At 38.8% G+C, this 21,978-nt stretch carries 20 protein-coding genes; all 20 read right to left on the bottom strand.

Annotated elements, in window-relative coordinates; all coding sequences use genetic code 11:
* Window positions 1-25: 25 nt before the first annotated feature.
* The gene (locus tag NSCAC_RS00595; protein WP_232085939.1) at window positions 26-916 is read right to left on the bottom strand and encodes a hypothetical protein; all 891 of its coding nucleotides are present in this window, start codon (window positions 914-916) and stop codon (window positions 26-28) included.
* A gap of 7 nt (window positions 917-923) precedes the next feature.
* Window positions 924-2,111 carry an ABC transporter ATP-binding protein gene (locus NSCAC_RS00590; protein WP_197744522.1) on the bottom strand — a complete coding sequence of 396 codons (1,188 nt, stop codon included), beginning with the start codon at window positions 2,109-2,111 and terminating at the stop codon, window positions 924-926.
* A 20-nt stretch (window positions 2,112-2,131) separates the two neighbouring features.
* Window positions 2,132-2,914, bottom strand: coding sequence for an ABC transporter permease (locus NSCAC_RS00585; protein WP_232085938.1), 783 nt, complete (start codon window positions 2,912-2,914; stop codon window positions 2,132-2,134).
* A gap of 102 nt (window positions 2,915-3,016) precedes the next feature.
* Complete coding sequence (locus tag NSCAC_RS00580; RefSeq protein WP_197744521.1) at window positions 3,017-4,948, bottom strand: hypothetical protein; 1,932 nt, start codon at window positions 4,946-4,948, stop codon at window positions 3,017-3,019.
* Between the two features lie 85 nt (window positions 4,949-5,033).
* Complete coding sequence (locus NSCAC_RS00575; protein ID WP_197744520.1) at window positions 5,034-5,975, bottom strand: peptidylprolyl isomerase; 942 nt, start codon at window positions 5,973-5,975, stop codon at window positions 5,034-5,036.
* Between the two features lie 99 nt (window positions 5,976-6,074).
* Window positions 6,075-7,838, bottom strand: coding sequence for a hypothetical protein (locus tag NSCAC_RS00570; RefSeq protein ID WP_197744519.1), 1,764 nt, complete (start codon window positions 7,836-7,838; stop codon window positions 6,075-6,077).
* Between the two features lie 73 nt (window positions 7,839-7,911).
* Window positions 7,912-8,340, bottom strand: coding sequence for a hypothetical protein (locus tag NSCAC_RS00565; protein WP_197744518.1), 429 nt, complete (start codon window positions 8,338-8,340; stop codon window positions 7,912-7,914).
* A 226-nt stretch (window positions 8,341-8,566) separates the two neighbouring features.
* Window positions 8,567-11,284, bottom strand: a complete 2,718-nt coding sequence (gene gspD / locus NSCAC_RS00560) for a type II secretion system secretin GspD (protein ID WP_197744517.1) — start codon at window positions 11,282-11,284, stop codon at window positions 8,567-8,569.
* Window positions 11,285-11,334: 50 nt separating this feature from the next.
* Window positions 11,335-11,877, bottom strand: coding sequence for a hypothetical protein (locus NSCAC_RS00555; RefSeq protein ID WP_197744516.1), 543 nt, complete (start codon window positions 11,875-11,877; stop codon window positions 11,335-11,337).
* A gap of 43 nt (window positions 11,878-11,920) precedes the next feature.
* Complete coding sequence (gspM, locus tag NSCAC_RS00550; protein WP_232085937.1) at window positions 11,921-12,538, bottom strand: type II secretion system protein GspM; 618 nt, start codon at window positions 12,536-12,538, stop codon at window positions 11,921-11,923.
* A complete protein-coding gene (locus NSCAC_RS00545) occupies window positions 12,535-13,647 on the bottom strand; it encodes a PilN domain-containing protein (RefSeq protein WP_197744515.1) in 1,113 nt (370 codons plus the stop codon). Before NSCAC_RS00545 ends, gspM begins: the two co-directional genes overlap by 4 nt.
* Window positions 13,648-13,697: 50 nt before the next feature.
* Window positions 13,698-14,627 carry a type II secretion system minor pseudopilin gene (locus NSCAC_RS00540; RefSeq protein WP_197744514.1) on the bottom strand — a complete coding sequence of 310 codons (930 nt, stop codon included), beginning with the start codon at window positions 14,625-14,627 and terminating at the stop codon, window positions 13,698-13,700.
* Window positions 14,617-15,291 (bottom strand): prepilin-type N-terminal cleavage/methylation domain-containing protein, encoded by a 675-nt coding sequence (locus tag NSCAC_RS00535; protein WP_197744513.1) that lies wholly within the window; start codon window positions 15,289-15,291, stop codon window positions 14,617-14,619. Before NSCAC_RS00535 ends, NSCAC_RS00540 begins: the two co-directional genes overlap by 11 nt.
* Entirely contained in the window at window positions 15,291-17,150 is a 1,860-nt protein-coding gene (locus NSCAC_RS00530; protein ID WP_197744512.1) for a hypothetical protein, read from the bottom strand. The genes NSCAC_RS00535 and NSCAC_RS00530 overlap by 1 nt, the downstream gene beginning before the upstream one ends.
* A 237-nt stretch (window positions 17,151-17,387) precedes the next feature.
* Window positions 17,388-17,717 (bottom strand): c-type cytochrome, encoded by a 330-nt coding sequence (locus NSCAC_RS00525; protein ID WP_197744511.1) that lies wholly within the window; start codon window positions 17,715-17,717, stop codon window positions 17,388-17,390.
* Window positions 17,718-17,915: 198 nt separating this feature from the next.
* A complete protein-coding gene (xerC, locus tag NSCAC_RS00520; protein WP_197744510.1) occupies window positions 17,916-18,833 on the bottom strand; it encodes a tyrosine recombinase XerC in 918 nt (305 codons plus the stop codon).
* 169 nt (window positions 18,834-19,002) lie between these two features.
* A complete protein-coding gene (gene dapF / locus NSCAC_RS00515; protein WP_197744509.1) occupies window positions 19,003-19,845 on the bottom strand; it encodes a diaminopimelate epimerase in 843 nt (280 codons plus the stop codon).
* A gap of 6 nt (window positions 19,846-19,851) precedes the next feature.
* Window positions 19,852-20,520 (bottom strand): O-methyltransferase, encoded by a 669-nt coding sequence (locus NSCAC_RS00510; protein WP_197744508.1) that lies wholly within the window; start codon window positions 20,518-20,520, stop codon window positions 19,852-19,854.
* Window positions 20,521-20,541: 21 nt separating this feature from the next.
* Window positions 20,542-21,792: a diaminopimelate decarboxylase gene (gene lysA, locus NSCAC_RS00505; RefSeq protein WP_197744507.1), complete on the bottom strand. Its 1,251-nt coding sequence runs from the start codon at window positions 21,790-21,792 to the stop codon at window positions 20,542-20,544.
* A gap of 8 nt (window positions 21,793-21,800) precedes the next feature.
* Entirely contained in the window at window positions 21,801-21,935 is a 135-nt protein-coding gene (lptM, locus tag NSCAC_RS00500; protein ID WP_197744506.1) for an LPS translocon maturation chaperone LptM, read from the bottom strand.
* Window positions 21,936-21,978 lie beyond the last annotated feature (43 nt).

Below are 21,978 nucleotides of genomic sequence, written 5' to 3'. Positions count from 1 at the left end.
TTAAGATCTAATGAAATTTATTGTTTTACTTAGGAGTTTTATTTTTAAAAAACTCCTGCACCAAATTCCAGCAATGCCATGCAGAGGGCGTTTGGATAAGTAAGTCGGAAAAATAACTTGCTAAACTATCTATTAGCGTTTGAGGATCATGATTAGGTAACTCTGGACTAATATGAAGTTGTCGAATTCCATTCATTAAATCCATCTGCATGCTAAAAGCAACGACAGGAATCTCCTCTCGTACTGCAAACTTGACTAAACCACTGGGCCACCAAGCTTGACGATTCAATAAACGAATGGGCAAACAAACACCTACTTCCCGAGGTGGCACATCAATTAATGCAGTAATTGCCTTACCTTCTTGGACTGCTACTTGCATTTGAGCAATACTGCCTCCTTTATAAATTACTGATCCACCACTTGCTTGCTCAATTTCCTTAATGCGCAGCCGAGTATACAGGTAGGCTATCCATCTTTGGGGAAAACTGGCTCTGTTAAAGCGAGCAGATAGATAAGTAGCACTTATACCTTGAGATTGTAAATGACGCAAAGACCACAATCCAGCTCCCCAATGAAAGGTAATTCCAAGAAAAGGAGGTTTAGGCCAAGTACCGGTAACCTTTACATAACGATTCAGCCAACCATTAGAGCGAAATCGGGATAAATATAAATCTCCTTGATCAATCAGCTGAATCAGTCGATAGGTCTGTAACCACTGTTCTGGATGATTAATCGTGATGACTTTTTGGGCTTCCATAAGGGCAATTTTCCCTTGGCTACTATAAAGCCACTGACAGTACGCTGTCGCCCATTTAAAAAAACGAAAAGCCCAAGACCAAGGCAGTCCTATTGCCACACTAGGTATCAGGATTCGTTCTAAAAAATCCTTAGCTTCCTGTTTAAATCGAACAGGCAAAAACCTACTACTGCCATTCATGGCTAAGCCGGCATAAGCCTAATTCTCGGGTTTGCCCAGTTACTTGAAAAGGTTGCTCCATAGTATCAAACAGCCGTACTCCTTCTGGATCCATCCCATGAACACGAAGAGTATATTTACCCGGCAATAAGGCAACATTAGGAAACACCAACTGAAAAGCAAAAAGATGATCCACCATCTGTAGAAGAGCAATTTGATCCCCATCAGAGGTGAAGCCATAAATTTCTGCTCCATTAGCACGAATGATCCCTATAGCTACCACTGGAGAGCGATTATCGGGAGAATAAATAGTTCCCTCGACTTTAAGTTGCCCGCCCATTCTCACTTGAGGATATTGACTTTGACTATCTCCTTCCACCATCAATTCTGTAAGATGATAGGTGGATGTGGTATTTTTTATAGGAATGTTAGAGGCTGAAATTTTAGCTCTATCTTTCTCTTCATGGTAACTTAAATAGGCTTGGGTCACCGCAAAGGCATCACCATAGTCCATGACCTGACCTTGATGAATCCAAAGGGCTTGACGGCATAGTTTCTGTACATGAAACATGCTATGGGAACAAAGTAATAAGGTACCACCTTGGATTAAGTAATTTTCAAGCCACTGAATACACTTTTTTTGAAAAGATTCATCGCCTACCGCTAGTACTTCATCGGTAATTAAAATTTCTGGTTTTAGGGCAGTCATTAAAGCAAACCCAAGGCGAACTACCATCCCAGAGGAATAATGTTTAATAGGGGAATCAATATAAGATCCAATATCAGCAAAGCTAATAATTTGCTCAAGGTTGGCTTTAATTTCCCTTTGACTCATCCCCATTAACGCACCAGAGAGCCATAAATTTTCCCGTCCAGTATATTCTGGATGAAATCCTGCACCCAATTCTAACAACGCACCCATGCGACCCAATATCTGCACCTTACCTTGAGAAGGTTGCACTACGCCTGCAATATGCTTCAATAATGTAGATTTTCCTGCCCCATTCTCTCCAATAATCCCTAGGGATTCTCCCTGGTATAAAGAGAAAGAAATATTTTGAAGTACAGGATGGGCAGGATAATTGTTTTTACCGCTTAAAATAGCTTTAAGGGCTTGAAATCGATGGGAAGTGGTGGAAAGTTTAGGATAAAATTTACTTAAATTTTCTACTTGAATTAATCGCTTTTTTTCCATAAGAAAAGAAACTATGGATCTTATATAAAAGCCTCAAACTGGCTGGCACAGCGGCGAAAAAACCATAGGCCTACATAAAAGAGAGAAAAGCTAAGAAAAGTGGCAACCCCATCGAGTAAAGAAAAATTGAACTGATCAAACAACAATAGTTCCCGAAAATGATCAAAAAAATAGCTTAAGGGATTCAGTAATAATAAAGTATGAAAGGGCTCAGGTACCAAAGAGATAGGGTAGAGAATAGGAGAAGCGTAAAACCAAAGCATGAGTACTGAAGCTAAGATATGCTCCATATCCCGAAAAAACACTTGGAGCGTAGCTAATATTAAGGCAAGCCCTAAGGTAAATAAAAGTAATAACCCGAGTAATAAAATGACCCAAGAGAGCATAGCCAGATAAATATATGCACCAGATGCTTTTAAGAGAATTAGAATGAATAAAAATCCTGCACCATGAACAGCATAACTCCCTCCTACACTGCTATAAATCAATAATTCTGATGGTAAAGCGACTTTTTTAATCAAAGCTCCATTATTGGTAATCGCGCCTAATGCTCGTTGAATACCTTCTTGAAAGGCCAGCCAAGGCCATAGTGCGATGGCAACAAACTCTACAAAACTATGCTGATCTAGTTCGGGAAATCGGACTTTAAAAATAGTAGCAAAGACCAATGCATAAAGTGCAAGCTGAGCAACAGGTTGAAAAAAGACCCAAAGATAACCGCTGATACTACCTAGATACCGGCTTTTAATCTCCCGTAGCCAAAGCTGATAAAGAATACTTCGGGATTGAAAAATAGACAACATTATCATTAAGGCATTTTATCATAGCCATAAAAAGAAACAGGGGGCTTTTGCCCCCTGAAGAATATTTCCTTAAAGGAATTTGTATGATTTCGATGTAGTGACTTAAGAACTACCGCCGGTACCTGTGCCTGTACCAGTGTTATCCCCTGATCCAGTGCCTGTACCTGTACCTGTGCCTGTACCAGTGTTATCCCCTGATCCAGTGCCTGTACCTGTACCAGTGTTATCTCCTGATCCAGTGCCTGTACCTGTACCTGTGCCAGTACCAGTGTTATCCCCTGATCCAGTGCCAGTGCCAGTGCCAGTGCCAGTGCCTGTACCAATGCCAGATGTTCCAGTACTACATACACCATTTGTTATGGTGCCATTAACACAGCGCTCATAGGTATGGACAAACTCAGCCCCAAAATTATTAAGCACCCCTGCTTGTACCACACCGTTTTGGAATCGCTCTACTGCAAATCCAATCACAGGTAAGCCAAGAAACGTATTAGTTCCTTTCATAGTATGGCCAGGTGTTAAATCAAGATTAACCCAACCACTAGGCTGCACATTACCACTACTTTGAATAACATTGAGTAGCTGGGAACCTAATACAGAGGTATTAGTTTGACTATTGAAGCTTAGCACCGTTACTGCATAAGGTAATTCGTTGCTCACCCCCTGGGATACAGGACGTGGAGAAAAACCGATGGTGCTGGTTTGACCAATAGCCACTTGCTCTTCTCTGCCATAAATGGTGGCATTGATAGGCTCTGGAGCTGTACCTTTCCCATTGGCATTGAATACAACGGTATAAGGAGCAACTGCTGAAGCAGGGGCACTACTTGGGTTAGAAACGCCTGCACTTGTACAGAAAGTATTTACATTACCATTTTGATCTCCATCAATGGTAGTGCCGCTAGAACCACCAGAACCGGAGCTACTTGGATTTTGAAATGGCACATAATACCATTTAGTAGGTTGGGTAATCACCCAATCGGTTCCAGCGTTTAAGCTAGTATCAATGGTATATTGATTCATAATTGCACTGTGCATTAAAGTTGCACTGACCGCATCCACCCCATTGGTAGGACAGCCATTCATAAGCACTGGGTGATTAGGCGTGGACAAGTATTTTGCAAATCCAAAATTACCATTCCAAGTATCAGTAGCAACTTGGCTAGATGCTCCTGGGGTAAAGACATTACTGATAGTACTTGCACTGGCCAGATTAGGCTCATCGGTACCTAGCGGTACATGGTTAGCTGTACCGACTCCTTGGAAGGTACGATCAATAGCAACCGCATTGATCCCGTAGTTGACCGCATCAGCCACATCAATAATATTGGCCTCTCCCATCAACCCACCGGTGGGCTCGCTGACTCCAGCAGTATTACCTGTGGTAGACCATATACCATTGGTCCATGCATTGACTAAAGCTTGGCAATTGTTAGGTGTCCCTGCACTATTATGCTTAGCCCAAGTGGCTGGGGTAAATTGTTGTCCTGAGCTTAAACTCGCATTAGTTCCCGTAGCAGCTTCGCTAGTATCATTGATAACCCCCATCTCTAGAATTTCTACATAGCCTTCTGTAGTACGATCTAACCCCTCTCCACCACCATCGGGGAAATAAACAGAGGAGCTCTGATTAGAGAATTCACTGGGAATAAATTCTACCCCCCCTTGAGGAATGGCAGGTACAGTACAGGATGTATCAGAGGTAGAGAGCATACCCCCTCCATTTGGACTCATAGTTAATGCACCGGTCCATACATCTTGAGGAGAGAGGTAGAGATCAAAGTCTAAGACTTCCCAGCTGTTTTTTCCTTCCCTAAAACGAACCTTGACTTCTTTAGTTTGATTGGTGGTATTGACAATTACGATAGAGGTGGTCATAGCACTGCCACTATCAGAAGTCCGTACAGTATAGTAAGGAAAATAGAGGGCATCGCCTGACCCATCAGGGTTTAGATTAACTGCTTGAGCACCCTGCCATGCTCCAGCACCTACTGTCGCTAAAGCTAAGGCAGTAGCTAGTTTTGTCTTTTTCATTCTATATTATCTCCTTGTTGGATTAATAATAGGTATCTATTTTTTGATTATTTTAGTAGAGAAGTAAAATTTATTAGGATTTGTCCTAAGAATTGCTATCTTTATTTTTTTGCTTCATGGACTGAATAAATTCATTAATTGCTTCATAATTAACTTCTACTTCTTTCGCTTTATTAATAGCTTCAATATGTTGCTGGGTAATTTGCTCTTTGTAATCGGTTTTAATACCTTGGATAAGTCTATCTTTAACTTCCGTAAAAGATTGTAATCGGGCAGGTTTGCGACCTTTTAAGGAAATGATATGATAGCCATACTTAGTTTTCACCACTGGGCTAATATCCCCTATTTTTTCTAGATCAAAAGCAGCCTCTTCAAAAGAAGGTACCGTATCCCCTTTTGAGATCCAACCTACATCCCCTTTATTTTCTTTTACGCTAGGATCTTGGGAATATTCAAGCGCTAAATCAGAGAAAGGTTGTTTTTTTTCAAGAGCAATAGTACGCACTTTTTCGGCAAGTTGGCTTGCTTGTTTTTCAGCTACCTCACTCTCTTCCTTAGGTTTAATAATAATATGGGCAACTTCTACTTGTGCAGGTAATTGATATTGATCTTTGTTGGCTTGATATTGTTCTTTAGCAAGAGTCTCATAATCTGGATCTTTAGCCAGTGCTTGCTGGCGTAATAGGTTTAACCTCGCTTTACCAAGGGCTGTTTCTATCGCAATTTGGATTTGCTTCTGCACTTCAGGATCTTGTTCTAACTTTAGATCTCTCGCTTCTTGAGCCAGTACTCGATATAAAAAAACATGATTGATAATATCATTAACTTGTTTAGTATGTTGTGCAATTTCTTCTCGATATTGGTAAGGATACCCAGCGAGGGCAGCTCTAAAATCTGCTGGAGTTATAGTGATATTTTTATATTCAATAAAAGGAATGATTTTCTGATTGTCAACAGCATTTGCATTTGTATAAAAATATAAACTTGTAGTAATTCCTAGGCTATAAAAAAATTTCTTTATTTTCATAACTTAGTTATAAATAGAAATTAAATGGATTATTATAATCTATAAAAAAGGCAGGGGAAATCCCCTGCCTTTGATTGGTATTGTTTGTTACTAATTTTATTAAGAGTTACCACCAGTGCCAGTACCAGTGCCAGTGCCAGTACCAGTACCAGTGCCAGATGTTCCAGTACTACATACACCATTTGTTATGGTGCCATTAACACAGCGCTCATAGGTATGAACGAACTCAGCCCCAAAATTATTAAGCACCCCTGCTTGTACCACACCGTTTTGGAATCGCTCTACTGCAAATCCAATCACAGGTAAGCCAAGAAACGTATTAGTTCCTTTCATAGTATGGCCAGGTGTTAAATCAAGATTAACCCAACCACTAGGCTGCACATTACCACTACTTTGAATAACATTGAGCAGCTGGGAACCTAATACAGAGGTATTACTTTGGCTGTTAAAGCTCAATACAGTGACTTCATAAGGTAATGCATTGCTCACCCCCTGGGATACAGGACGTGGGGAAAAACCGATGGTGCTGGTTTGACCAATAGCCACTTGCTCTTCTCTGCCATAAATGGTGGCATTGATAGGCTCTGGGGCTGTACCTTTCCCATTGGCATTGAATACAACGGTATAAGGAGCAACTGCTGAAGTAGGGGCACTACTTGGGTTAGAAACGCCTGCACTTGTACAGAAAGTATTTACATTACCATTTTGATCTCCATCAATGGTAGTGCCGCTAGAACCACCAGAACCGGAGCTACTTGGATTTTGAAATGGCACATAATACCATTTAGTAGGTTGGGTAATCACCCAATCGGTTCCAGCGTTTAAGCTAGTATCAATGGTATATTGATTCATAATTGCACTGCGCATTAAAGTTGCACTGACCGCATCCACCCCATTGGTAGGACAGCCATTCATAAGCACTGGGGAAGTAGGTGTAGATAAATATTTTGCAAATTTTAAATTACCATTCCAAGTATCAGTAGCAACTTGGCTAGATGCTCCTGGGGTAAAGACATTACTGATAGTACTTGCACTGGCCAGATTAGGCTCATCGGTACCTAGCGGTACATGGTTAGCTGTACCGACTCCTTGGAAGGTATGATCAACAGCAACCGCATTGATCCCGTAGTTGACCGCATCAGCCACATCAATAATATTGGCCTCTCCCATCAACCCACCGGTGGGCTCGCTGACTCCAGCGACATTACCTGTGGTAGACCATATACCATTGGTCCATGCATTGACTAAAGCTTGGCAATTGTTAGGTGTCCCTGCACTATTATGCTTAGCCCAAGTGGCTGGGGTAAATTGTTGTCCTGAGCTTAAACTCGCATTAGTTCCCGTAGCAGCTTCGCTAGTATCATTGATAACCCCCATCTCTAGAATTTCTACATAGCCTTCTGTAGTACGATCTAACCCCTCTCCACCACCATCGGGGAAATAAACAGAGGAGCTCTGATTAGAGAATTCACTGGGAATAAATTCTACCCCCCCTTGAGGAATGGCAGGTACAGTACAGGATGTATCAGAGGTAGAGAGCATACCCCCTCCATTTGGACTCATAGTTAATGCACCGGTCCATACATCTTGAGGAGAGAGGTAGAGATCAAAGTCTAAGACTTCCCAGCTGTTTTTTCCTTCCCTAAAACGAACCTTGACTTCTTTAGTTTGATTGGTGGTATTGACAATTACGATAGAGGTGGTCATAGCACTGCCACTATCAGAAGTCCGTACAGTATAGTAAGGAAAATAGAGGGCATCGCCTGACCCATCAGGGTTTAGATTAACTGCTTGAGCACCCTGCCATGCTCCAGCACCTACTGTCGCTAAAGCTAAGGCAGTAGCTAGTTTTGTCTTTTTCATTCTATATTATCTCCTTGTTACAATTTTTTAATGAAGAATAACCATGATTTTTAAAACTAAAAACCATATATAGCTATTTTGGGATATAATACCACCATTGGTTTTGCTCTTTGATCCATTTCTCCTTAATAATTTGCTGATGTTGCCCAGGCACCATTTGACCCACATGACCAGTATAAGTAAATGTTAGACTCAAGACTACCCTACACAGATTCTCTTCACTGCAAGTAGTCTCTGTTAAGCGAATATCTTCCCAGTGCACCGCATTGCCAAAGCGAGACTTATAGAGATCTAGGGAGTGAACTCCTCGATATCCGGGACTAAGATAATTATAAGCCCTTTGCCAATCTTGAGTAATTAAAGCCTGCCAGCGTGCAACCGCTCGTTCTCCTACTTGTTGTTCTTTAGGTACAGAAGTACACCCTATTAGGGCAAACGCTCCTAAGAGTAAGGTAAATTTTAATAAGTAAATAAATATTTGAATAAGGATTCGATTCGACAAAAGATGACTACTTTTCTAAATGGTATGGGTTAATGATGGTTGCTATAAGTTTTATTATCTTAAGCGATATTTATAAAAATTCAATAAATTTAAATTATAAATTTTATTTTCAGAAAATACAATAGATTATTGTACTAATCTATTAATTTATCGGAAATTAACCTGTTTAATTTATTACCAAACTTACTATATTTAGTATATAGACAAACCCTATTCTGAAATCTAGCTAATGATAGGTAGTATTTTGATCTAAATCTTTTTGTTCATTCGAGAGTGTTGAATCTTCATAAGGTACAGGACCATAACCAATGGGCTCTTGATTACCTATATCAATATCCCCCATATGGGTTCTTGTTTTCGTCTTTTGTACAATATTTTCATTTTTGATGATATCTTCAGCATATTTCATTTTTTTCCGCATTTCGCTCGTCACTAGGGTGGCATCGGTTTGGTTTTCTACTACTCTTGGTGTCATAAGTACGACTAGCTCCTGACGTGTTTTTTGATTAGAGGTAGTACCAAAAAGATTACCAATTAGAGGAAGTTTATATAATACAGGTACTCCTGATTTATTAAACTGATCATTAGTCTTAATTAACCCCCCTAATACAATAGTTTGCCCATCTTGAACGGTGACAACACTTTTAAAAGCTCTTTGCAAAAAGCTAGGGTTAGAAATACTTCCTGAGGTGAAAGAAGGGCCTATATCTGTAACTTCTTGATCAATTTCTAAGGTGACACGCCCTCCTGCATTTACTCTTGGGATCACAGCAAGCATTACTCCAGTATTTTTATATTGTACTTGAGAGGTTAAAGCTCCCCCTCCTGCAATCCCACCTAATGCAGCTTGACCAGAGAGAATAGGCACTTGGTTTCCCACCATAATTTGTGCCATTTGATTATCCAATACTAACAGCTGAGGTGAGGAAAGCACATTAAGTTTATTTTCATTAGCCAATGCTTGAAGTAACGCATTTACTTGAGCTCCACTTGTTATTGCATAGGTGAAGCTAGGTGCTGTTGTTATAGCACCTCCTGGCACAGGACTTGGTAGAGGAATTACATTTGAATTTACCGTACCTGTGCCACTAAAGTTATTATTAAATCCACGTCCAATGTTGTTTTTAAAAAACCATTCAATTCCAAATTGGAGATTTCCACCTAGATTTACCTCTGCAATAGAAGCCTCTACTAGTACTTGCCGTGGTGGAATATCTACTTGCCTCAGCACTGCCTTAATTTTTTCATACATAGGCGGTTTTGCTGCAATGAGTAGGGCATTGTTCGTAACATCCGGTACGATCCGTACTTCAGGCTCTTCTTGTTCTTTTTTACTTCCCTTTAAAGCAGCTCCTAATGCCTTAAGTTTACTCTTTGATCCACTTTCATCAGTCTCGGCTGGATAGGCAATCACATCTGAGTTTTCTGAGCTACTCATTTGGGTATTAGATGCTTGATGAGATGCATTTCCCTTTTTAATACCCGTGGATTTTTTAGTAGCCTTAAAAGAAGCCATCGTGCCACCGCCGCTCATACCACTACTACCACCGCCACTCATGCCCATACCACCACCCATACCCATACCACCACCCATACCCATACCACCACCCATACCCATACCACCACCCATACCCATACCACCACCCATGCCACTTGAGGATAAACCGCTTCTTTGCTGCCCGGGGGCAACTCGACCACCACCTTCCGCAGTACTACTTCCTTCAATACCAAAAGTTTGTTGAAGCAACATAGCTAAATCTTCAGCTACGCCATTTTGCACTTGGTAAAAATAAAAGTGTTCTTGATCTTCTTCTTGCTCACCTAAATCTAGGCGTTTAATCCAAGTCTCTGCCTCTTTTAGGTACTCAGACTGAGAGGTAATGACTAGTATTCCATTGAGCTGATCAAGGGGCACCATCCGAAACATACCCGCCAGTGGAGTATCTGCCTCCGGTCCAAATAGGGTTTCTAGCGCCTCGGAAATAGAAGTAGCATCACTTTGTTTTAATCGATAGAGTCCTACGGACATTCCTTTAAGCCAGTTCACATCAAAAATATTAATTGTTTCTTGCCATTGATCAAGTTCTTGATGGCTACCTGCCAAGATAATTAAACTACGTACTGGATCAACTCGTATTATGGATCCTTCTGGCACAAATGGAGTAAGAATTTTTTCCATTTCCCCAGCTCCAATATATTTTAAAGGAACAATCCGTACCTGATAGCCAATAACTTCCTGCTCAGAGGACACTTTTAGACGAGGAGTCAAATTACCTGGAATAGCTCGATTGGTCGGGATAATTTTATACATCCCTTGTACACGCACGAGAGCTGCTCCATTTATACCCAGCAGGGATTCTAAGGTGGGAATGAGCATACCTTTTTCTAAGGGACGACCCGTTTGTACCGTCACTACACCTTGAACTGCAGGGTCAATTACATAATTTTCTTCTAAAATATCTCCAAGAAGGGTTTTGACGACCTCTTGAATGCTTGTGTTTTCAAAATTAAGTAAAACTGCTCCTTCTACTAGCTGGAATTTTTGTGGTTTTTGAGCTACTTTTTGGTTAAAGAATTGATTATTACCAGGGTAGAGATCAGTTTTTGTTTTTTTATCTTCATCCTTATCTTTGTCTTTTTTAGCCATTTTAATCTCTCCATTCTTACTCAATCCTTCAGGTTGGCCTTTTTTGGGTAGATGTTGGAGGGATTTGTTTTCTGATAAGGACGTAGTGGTTGCTACTTGTGTTGCTTCTTTAGATTTTTTTAGATCTACACGGCTTCGTGTTGTTGGAGAGTGAGAGAGATGGCTACTGCAAGCAGTAAAAAAAACTAAAATACTTACAAGCACTCCATAAAATCGTAAGCAATTCCATTTTTTTGATATTTTTTTATGTAAAAATAGAAAAGCTAACAACTGAGGTGGCATATGATAGATAATCATTTTAAGATACTTGGCATCTGAAATTTTATAATATAAGAAATAGAATATGTCTATCGTTTGACAGGTTGAGTAGCTTTTTTAGGGTTAGAGGTAAAAATTCGCACTAAATCTAAAGTTTCAGTACGATTTTTTAGACTAAAAACTACACTATGAGAGAGAATATTCTTAATTTTCCAGTTCTCTAATTGCTCTCCTTGGGAAAGTCGCAGTATCTTTTTTTCCTTATGATCCTCTAACAGTGCTATTGCCTTACCTCCATCTATTGCTATTCCATTTAGAGTAAATCGATCTTTAATAGGTGGTTGCTCTACCTGTTTATCCTTGTTATTTCTTTTAGCACGCTCTTCAGGGGTAAGATTATCTTCATCTTCCTCTTCTGGGTCTAAGGGTCTACGATTTGGATGGAATAAAGGACGTTCAATGATTTCCTTATAATAGGTCAAAGGGGGAATATTATTATTCAAAGAATCTTTTTTTAAGCTTTGTTCTTTTTCAGATTCTGCTTCTAGCCCAGAAGATAAGGGTGAAGATGATTCTAAGCTCTTATGTATAGTAACTGGAAATTTTAATTCCCAAAGAATGATTAATATCATTAAAGCACATAGGCTAATTAACCCAAAAATAAGAATTTTATACCTAGGGGTTACTTGCCTCACTCATACCTCTCATATACCCATATAAATCAAAATTTACGGTTAACTCGGTTTTTTCAATAATATTTTTAGGATCAACACGGCTACGCTGGCGAATTTGTCGTCCTGAGATTTGAAGATTCTCTATAAAGAGTAAAGGGCGATGAGACTCCAGAGTATAAAATAATTGCCTTAGCATATTTACCCCTCCGCTTAATCGAACCTTAATCCCAATTTTAAAAAAATTTTTATTGTTAATAACTGGTAAATTTTGGGTGCTGGTTAAAATACCGCCATTTGATTCTACAGCTGTTTTTACCCATTGACGGAGTTGCGTAGCAGCTAATGCGTCCGATTGTTGTCCCAAATAAAGGTGATTGTGGCTTTGATCTTGATTAAGTTTTTCAAGCTTTGCGGTTAATTCTGGTTCGCGAGCAATAATGCGTCGATAGCGATTTAATTTCTGGATAGAAGCTTCAATATTATCCCGATAATACTTATGCTTATCTAAGATAGGTTGTAGTGTTATCAAATATAATAGAAATAACACTAAAAGCAATAGGCTGACAGCAACTACACTATGCCATTTTTTAGGCAAGTTATCTAGAGAGATAGATTTCATGAAGTTGCTTTTGGTAATAAAAGTCGAGCAGTAATGTGAAAACGGTCCCTATTTGTTACTTGGTTAGTGGTTACTGGAGATCGAAATTGTACCTGCTCAAAATAAGGAGTATTTTCTAGTAAGGTGATGAGAGCAGAAGCTTCCTGCGCTTCTCCTTGGATATCTATTTGATCTTTATTAATGGTAAATTGGTGAATCCAAATACTATCCGGGAATAAATGAGTGAGCTCATAGAGTAGATCTATAATAATAGGTGCTTGCTCTTTTTGGGTTGCAAGAAATTCTGAGTTTTCAACTGCTTCATCTGCTTGATCACGAATCGTAATTATTCTATTAGCTTGGAGATGTGCTGCAGCTGTTTCTGCCATAAGCTTAATTACTACTGAGCGTTCTTGCCATAGAGGCAATAATAATGCTGCAACAATAAGCAGAAAAGATAAACCTCCTAGAGCAAAGATAGTCTTGCTTTGTAGTGTTAGGGTTTTACTAGAGCGAAATTCTAAAGGTAATAAGTTAACTTTCCCCTCATATTGTGTACCTATCACATCTACTCTTTCTGGCTGCAAATCCCATTTTTCTAATTTAGTGAGCCATTGCGTTAAAATCTCTCTAGGTACTAGGGCAAGACCTACTACAATTTTTTTTTCTCGACTTGTATGGCGATTGATAATTGTATAGTCATAATATACTTGGTTGGCATTAAATGGCGTATGTCGCTCCATTTCAAAGGCTAGCACTTGACGAAGATTCTCTTCTGCAGCTAAGGGAAGCTCTATAGATTTGGTAAGGGTTTGTGTGGAAAATAAACGAAAAATGAGTTGATAACTATCCCCAAGTAGGGCTTTATCCCAATGCTGGATTCCATCATAAAATCCTAATTCCTCTTTTTGTCCCTTTTGGTTACGGATAATCCGCAACCCTTCTCCTTGAGGGAGGAGAATAATTTTTATTTTTTCTCTCCATAGAGATTTTTGTAAGGATTGAGGGATACAATGCTTTAATCCTTCCCACCACCAAGCAAAAAATCGATTTAATCCGGGAGAAGAAGTGAGAAAGCCTCTAAAAGAATTCTGTCCAGCTTGATTAGACCATTTTAGTTTAAAACTCATTGCAAGCAAAATATTTAGTAATCGAAATTTAAAACAGTGACAAATAAAAACTAATCACTTTTCCATTCAAGTACGCTAAAATTAGGCATCACAGACCTTGTTCCTACTCCTTGTACCGCAGTACCAGATCCTACGTTATTAACGGAGATAACCGCTTCAGCGATAGCACTGCCACCATTAATAATTTCAACCTCTGATCGTATTTTATAGGCTTGTCCTCCGTTTAAACCCTGAAATTCGGCACCTGTAGGAAGAACGGGAGGGCTTTGCCCTTGTAATTTTCTTGTTTCCCGTGCTTGCATATAGGATTCAATTAAATCTGGAGTAGTTCCTGGAATAGCCATTAATACTTCGGGAGGAGCTACACTTGGATTAACACCCCCTTGTTTAGAAAACACCGTAACAAAGGGAGCGATTTGTTGATATAAATCAGAAGTCATACCCAATACTTGTTGTAGTTCGATAATACTTTCAAAAGATCCGTTCTTAGGACCATAAGGTAACCCAGCTGCTATATAATCCTGTCTTTCAGCACCTTGCGGTTGGCGAATATCATCCGGATCGATCCAATCTTTGATTTTATCAATTAAAGAAAATATCTCTTCATTTGGTATACCTATAGTAATAAGCAATCCTATAAAAAGATTAACATTGCCTGTATTAATATCAATTAAACCGCTTACATCCTGTATTGAAATGGCAACAGCGTTATCATTGATTAACCAAGAATAAGGTGTTCCATCGGGAGTAAATTGGCGAGTACCCATAGGACGCTGCAAATCAAAAGCAGCATAAACAATTCCTCCTTCAGCCAGAGCTCTCGCTTCTGCTTGCTCTGTTAAGTGGGTAGCTAAGTTGGTTTCAATCCGAACTGTATAAGTAAAACTACTGGCAATGACTGCAACTAAGGTAATTACCCATAATACAATAACAAGGGCAATACCACAGTTTTTTGAATCTCTTGGTTTATTAACGACCAAAACGAATTGCTCCTGCACCTCCTCCCATCGTATTTTGCGGATCAGTCTGGATTTTAGCAACAATTCCAGGCCATTCTACATCATTGGCTTCAATTTTTAATTGTATTACTTGCGGGGGTTGATTAGGATTATCCCAGTAGTTATACCAATTAGGTCTTAAGTTTTGATTTAGAGCACCAAAATAGGAAAAATGAATAGCAGAAATATTCTCCAAGAGTACCTCCCGATCTGAGTTATTGATTTGCTGCTCGTTAGGACGATAGGGTCGCCAATACATAACTAATGCTGATTCACCATCCTTATAAGTTAGCTCATAGGTAATCCAATATAGCCCACCCAAATCTAGATCTTCTAAAAATGGAGCAACAAAAGAAATACTTTGTTCAGATCCAAAAAATGCCAACGCCCTTCCCCGGTTTGGTGCTATATAAAAAGGTAAGCTTAAAGAGCGAATTTGGCGGCGAAATAGATGATTGATGACTCTAAAGCGTTCAGTGGTGCTATTTTTATTTTCTACCCCTTCCCAACTGCGGGTAGCCAGTCGCAACCCAGCAAAAAGAATTACTATAATAATACCCATTAAGGTAATGGCAATGAGTAATTCTACTAAAGTAAATCCTGATACTTTCTGAGTATGGAAATGACTACCTTGATAAGTAATCATTACTGTAGACCTTCTGAATTAATTAAGCTAGCCACGGTCTGTGCTGCAGTAATAGTTGCAGTCTGGGTGGCTACAGTCATAGCAGCTTGATTTATTTCTGCTTGAGTTTTCCCTGCTGAAGCTGCTTGAGTAGCTGCAGTGGTTGCAGCTTGTTTTGCATCAGCGGTAGCAATTTGTACTGCTTCGACTACAATAGGCTCAAAATTAGGCTGGATAGGCTGATGAATACCTGTATTCGTTAGGGAACTTAGTTGAGTAGCAGCAGTAAATGCAGCTTGAATCGCAGCAAGTTTTGCTGGTTGCTCTGTAGCAGTTACTGCAGTTTTAATCATGGTCTCTATATCAGGGGTTGGGGTGATTATTGGAGGAGAGGGCTGATTTACATTGATAGGTGTATTGTTTTGATGGCATGAAGCAGTATCTGTGATAGAAATACAAGATTTAAAGCTATGGGTGTACGAACTACTGAAAAAGTTAGTAGCATCAACATGGCTACTTTCAAATTGCTGTATGCTAAATCCAATCACTGGTAAGCCATAATATACGGTACCGTCCTTAGCTTTTAGCTGGTGATGAAGATCAGCAGCTAGATGCACCTTAGCCCATCCGTTAAACATAGTTTTATTTATAGTGATGATCTCTGCTAGATGATTAAGACTGGATGATGTGTTAGTTTCAGCATCCAAATAATAGTCAAGAATATTAACTGCCCAAGGGGATAAAATTGTTGATGCATTATCTTGTACTTGCTGTTCTTCTTGATTAAATAAAGTAATTTTCATGTTTTCTGGGGCTCCCGTCGCCCCAAAACTACTGGTAAATGGGGCTATTCCAGTACTTGAGCTTAAATTATTTAAGGGCGTATAGTACCATTTTGTGGGAAAAGTAAATATCCATGAAGTTTTCCCAGCCAAGCTAGGATCAATAGCGACTTGATTAAAAACTGCACTGTTCATAAGTATTGCACTGACCGCATTGACTCCTTGTGTAGGATTACCTCGAATCATAGCCTCTTGATTAGGATTATCCGTATACTCAGAGAATGACTGACCTATATCGGACCAACTTGTCATGATTACTTTATCTTTAATCATCTGACTGGTTATATCAGCACTAGAGAAATCTGGTCCGTAAACTTGTGGCGGAAGATGATTAGCTGCACCTATATTATAGAAAGTGTGATCAATAATAACTGGTTTTACGCCATAGCTTGTTCCTTGTGCAATATTTATGATTATTTCGGTACCAGTGAGTCCTCCTGTAGGGCTAGATACCCCTGCTGTATGCCCTGAAATTACACCACCTACCCAAGCACCTTGATTCCAAGCATCAGTTAAGGCTTGGCAATTGTTTGGGATTCCACCTGTATGAGTTGCATCTGTTGCAGGAGTAAAATTTAGATTATTTTCTGGGTTATTAATTACCCCCATTTCTAATACTTCTATAAAGCCTTGAGTTAAGCGATCTTGGGGTGTATCTAAGCTGCCATCAATCGCTTCTATTGTTCCATTATTATTTTGAGTAAACCCACTGATTTTAAAAGGGAGTCCTTCTGGAGGGATAGGAGGAATAGTGCAGGATTTATCTGATGTATTCAACAACACACTACTATTACTATTATCAAAATTTAATGTCCCTATCCAACTATCTTTGGCTGAGAGATAGAGATGAAAACTAAGTACTTCCCAGCTATTTTCTCCTTCCCGAAACCGCACTTTAACTTCTTTAACTTGATCGGTAGTATTAGTAAGGGAAATGGATGTATTAAAACTATTGGCAACTGTGTAATAAGGAAATATTAAAGCATCTCCCATATTATCTGGATTTAAATCTATTCCCCATAGTCTAGGGGATACCATACACAAATTAATAGCAATAAGTATTGCTATCCTCACTTGCTTTAGATTTCTTCTTTTAAAGAACATGAAAATCCCTTATATAAGTACATTGAAGTAAGCATCAAACTTAAATATAGGATCAGTAATTAGAGTAATTTAGAGAGGGAATATATAGATTGGTTTAAAAAAATACTTATAAAAAAGAAAACGCTGGCAATATGCCAGCGTTCTCTAAAAGACAAAACTAAAAGATAAAGATTAGCCGCCAGTTACAAATGCAGCAATATTGGCCATATCATCATCACTAAGTGCTTTAGCCTTTGTATTCATAATAACGCCAGCACCTTTTCCTACTCTAGCTCCAGACTTAAATGCTTGAAGCTGTTCTACAATAAAGCTTGCATCTTTATCTTTGAGCACTGGAAACATCTTTGGATTGACGCTTTGCCCTTCACTACCATGGCATGCGGCGCAGCCGTTTTTTACGTAGGCATCTTTTCCAGCACCTGCATCAGCTGCTAAAACTGATGTGGAAGTCAGAGTAAGTGCAGTAGCACTAATTAAAGCAAAAAATATATTTCTTAACATTTTTCCTCCTATTAATTCTCAGCATTAGAATCTAGTCTCAACCATAACGCTAGATTTCAGTATTAGTCTAAAACTACCATTCTAGCTTAGAATAGTGTGCTAGCCAAAACTAATTTTTGGCTAAGCTTAGCACTAAAGTAAAGTTTTATTCAGAAAACACGATCTTAACTTTCAAAGAAAAATTGAGTATCCTTACCACTAAGGGGGATGTGCTTTTCTTTTTGCTCTAGGATGTGCTTGATCATATACTTTTGCTAGGTGCTGAAAATCTAAGTGAGTATAAATCTGGGTTGTACTAATATTTTCATGGCCTAATAATTCTTGTACTGCTCGTAAATCACTACTATTTTCTAATAAATGGGTTGCAAATGCGTGACGCAAGCGGTGGGGATGGATAGCTACATTAAATCCCTGCATACGCCCCCATAAGTTCAGGCGTTTTTGGATTGCCCGTGGAGAAATACGATATCCCCGTCGAGTAATAAATACTGCTTGTTCGCCGCTACGAATCCAAGCTGATCTTAAACTAAACCAACGGCTTAATACTACCATTGCTTGACGACCTACAGGCACTTCCCTGGTTTTAGATCCTTTACCTACCACTCGGACCATTCCAGAATTTAAGTCCAAATTTTCCCTATCTAGATGAGCAAGTTCGGATAAACGTAGTCCTGATGAGTAAAATAGCTCTAGTATTGCCCAGTCACGAATTAATAGTTCGTTATTTATTTCCGAGTTAATATTAAAAAGCTGGGCAATTTGATCGGTATCGAGACTATTGGGAAGCTTGCGATCTTCCTTTGGAGGGGTGATATTTTCTATAGGGCTGTTATCTATTCCATGTTCTTTTCGCAAATAGATATAAAAACTACGTGTGGCAGAAAGTAAACGTTGAATACTACGACTGGATAAGCCCTCTTTATAAAGACTAGTAATGAGTGCTCGCACTTCACGGGAATTTAACTGCTTCCAATTTGATATTTTTTCTTGATCACAAAAAGCCATCACTTTTTTTAAGTCATGGTGATAGCTTGTCATCGTATGGAGTGATAAATTCCGTTCGTATTTAAGGTGGTGAATAAAATTATCTACCCAAATTTTTTGATGGTTTTCCATAGCAATATAATAATTATATGAGTTTATAATAAACCTATAGTCAATAATAAAATGATCTATAGATGGTAGATATACTCTGTTAAATATTTTAATTATGTTAAGAGCTATCGAATAATTTTTTTTTCATCTCTATTACCTCTGATGAATAAAGAAATACCTCTAATTAAAATTAATTGCTTATATTGAGTGTAATTGAACCTTCAAAAACAACTTTTGAAGGTCCGGTCATAAGTAATGGGCTATTTTCTCCCTGCCAAATAATATGTAAAGATCCTCCAAGTAAATGTACTGAAACTGATTCATCAAGCCAGCCCTGCTTTCTACCTACTGCTACTGCAGCACAAGCTCCAGTACCACAAGCAGGTGTTTCTCCAACACCTCGTTCATAAACTCTTAAATTAATTTCGTGGGAAGATATTTTTTCTATGAAACCTACGTTAACTCGTTGTGGAAACAAGGGGTGGGATTCTAATTCTAACCCCCAAGCCCCTACAGGTGCTGTAGTAATATCTGGGACTTGTAATACGCAATGGGGATTACCCATGGATACTGCACCAATCTTTATAGATTGGTTAGCTACAGTTAATGGGTAAAATAATGCTTCTGCATTTACTTTAAAGGGAATTTGCTTGGGATCAAAACGTGGAATACCCATATCAACTGTAACACACTCGTTTTCCTCCCTTCGGAGTTGAATCACTCCTCCCTTGGTAGCTACACGCAGTATATTTTTATTACTTAGATCATGATGATGGATAAAGTGAGCAAAACAGCGTGCTCCATTACCACATTGTTCCACTTCTCCGCCATCTTGATTAAAAATTCGATAGCCAAAATCAACTTGGCTGGAGGGAGGAGGTGTAATGAGTAATACTTGATCACAACCGATTCCTAGTCGACGATCAGCAATATACTTAATTTGAGTAGAAGTAAGGGATATGGGTTGAGAAATAGTATTAATGACCACAAAATCATTGCCTAACCCTTGCATCTTAGTAAAAGCAATATCCATTACAATTTAGCCTAGCTTTATAGACATTTCTAAGCCCCCTTCAAATGGAAGGGTTTGAGTGGTATATTTGTGGGTTTTAAGATATGTAAAGAAATCAGTATAATCTTTACGGAAACTTTCAGTATTGTCCGCAATAATTACTGCACCTGGGCGTAAATATGGATCTATAATTTCAAGTGCAGGGTGTACCATGGGTAGCCATATATCCATTAGCACGAAATCTAAATTATGAGGAAGCGATTGAAGTGTTTGCCGTAAATCCCCTTCTCGTAGGTCAATTTGATCGACTAATCCCGCTTCAAGAAAATGTGCACGAGCTGCAGTAGCTTTAATTGATTCATATTCCGTAGCAATTACAGTACCACCACCATTATCTCGTATTGCCGCAGCAAGATACAAAGTTGAGACTCCGTATGAAGTACCTATTTCTACTGCTTTTCGAGTGCTCATTGCACGACATAAATGATAGCAGAACTGTGCTTTATCCTGATCAAGTGCCACCAGTTTGTCTTGCCAAAATACCCGTCCAGCTATCATATCGGAGGTAGTACCTGCTATAGATTTTGAGCCAGCTACAGCGATGTAATCTTGTATTTCTTCGTTTTGTGCAGTGCTACGAGCGTGTAGTCGCTTAAGTAATGTATATAATTTAATATCCTCTTGAAGACTATTCATTTATTTTCTCTGTGCATATTGCTATTTTGGAAGAATAGATTCCTCTTCATAAAGGGAAGAAATTGTTTCCCGCTTTCTTATTAAATACGTTTGGTTTTTATCCACCATAACTTCTGCTGCTCTAGGGCGTGAATTATAGTTAGAACTCATAGTAAACCCATAAGCACCTGCTGATTGCACTGCAAGTAAATCACCCCTTTGGCTATCAAGATATCGATCTTTTCCTAGAAAATCCCCTGTCTCACATACAGGTCCTACCACATCTGAGCATATAGGATTAAGTTCTGGTTTGATCTGTACTGGTACAATATCTTGCCAGGCATCATAAAGAGCAGGACGAATCAGATCGTTCATGGCACCATCTACAACAATAAAATTTTTGTCACCTGTTTGTTTCAGGTATTCTACCTGAGTTAAAAGAATACCATTATTACCTACAATAGCACGCCCTGGTTCAAGCCAAATTTCTATGTTCCGTGTTCCTAATTTTTCAAGAAGTGCGGCTACATATTGCTGAGGACTAGGAGGTATTTCATCACGATAAGTAATTCCTAGACCCCCTCCTAGATCTAAATGACAAATAGGAATTTGTTGTTGTTCTAGCATCTCTAGCAAGATGAGTACTCTGTCTAAAGCATCAATAAAAGGTGAAAGAGAGGTTAGCTGAGATCCAATATGACAATCTATGCCTAGCAAGTCAATATTTGATAGATTAATTCCATAATTATAAACATTTATTGCTTTGTCTATCTCTATTCCAAATTTGTTTTCATGCAATCCAGTAGAAATATAAGGGTGGGTTTGAGCATCAATATCAGGGTTCACTCGTAAAGAAACAGGTGCCCGGAGATTTAATGATTGAGCGGTACTATTTAACTGGATAAGCTCTGCTTGAGATTCTACATTAAAGCAAGCAATCCCTATTTGTAGAGCTCTTTTCATTTCATCAATACGTTTGCCCACGCCAGAGAAGACTATTTTTTTAGGATCCCCACCTGCAACTAATACTCGTTCTAATTCCCCCAAAGATACAATATCAAAGCCAGATCCAAGCCGAGCTAAGATATTCAAAACTGCAATATTGCTATTTGCTTTGACAGCATAGCAAATTCGGTGGGGATAATTTTTAAAGGCCTGATCAAAAGCTTTCCATTGATTTTCAATCCCGCCTCGAGAATAAACATAACAGGGTGTGCCAAAACGTGTAGCAATTTCCGTTAAAGGAACTTGTTCAGCCCATAAAATATTATGATGATAATTGAAATAGTGCATAATTTAGTTTAATTCATTGTTTTATGGGAGTTTTCTTTTTGCTTCGGTAAATATAAGGGTCCTTTTTGTCCACAAGCACTTATAGACAAGGTAATAAAAAATAATAAAATGATCTTTAATATTTTCTTTTGATATTTACACATATTATTTATTTTAAATTTCAATAACTAAATTATAATTTATTAT

This window comes from Candidatus Nitrosacidococcus tergens, assembly GCF_902810445.1.
GTDB classification, from domain to species: Bacteria; Pseudomonadota; Gammaproteobacteria; order Nitrosococcales; family Nitrosococcaceae; genus Nitrosacidococcus; species Nitrosacidococcus tergens.
This window is presented reverse-complemented; position numbering and strand designations above follow the sequence as displayed.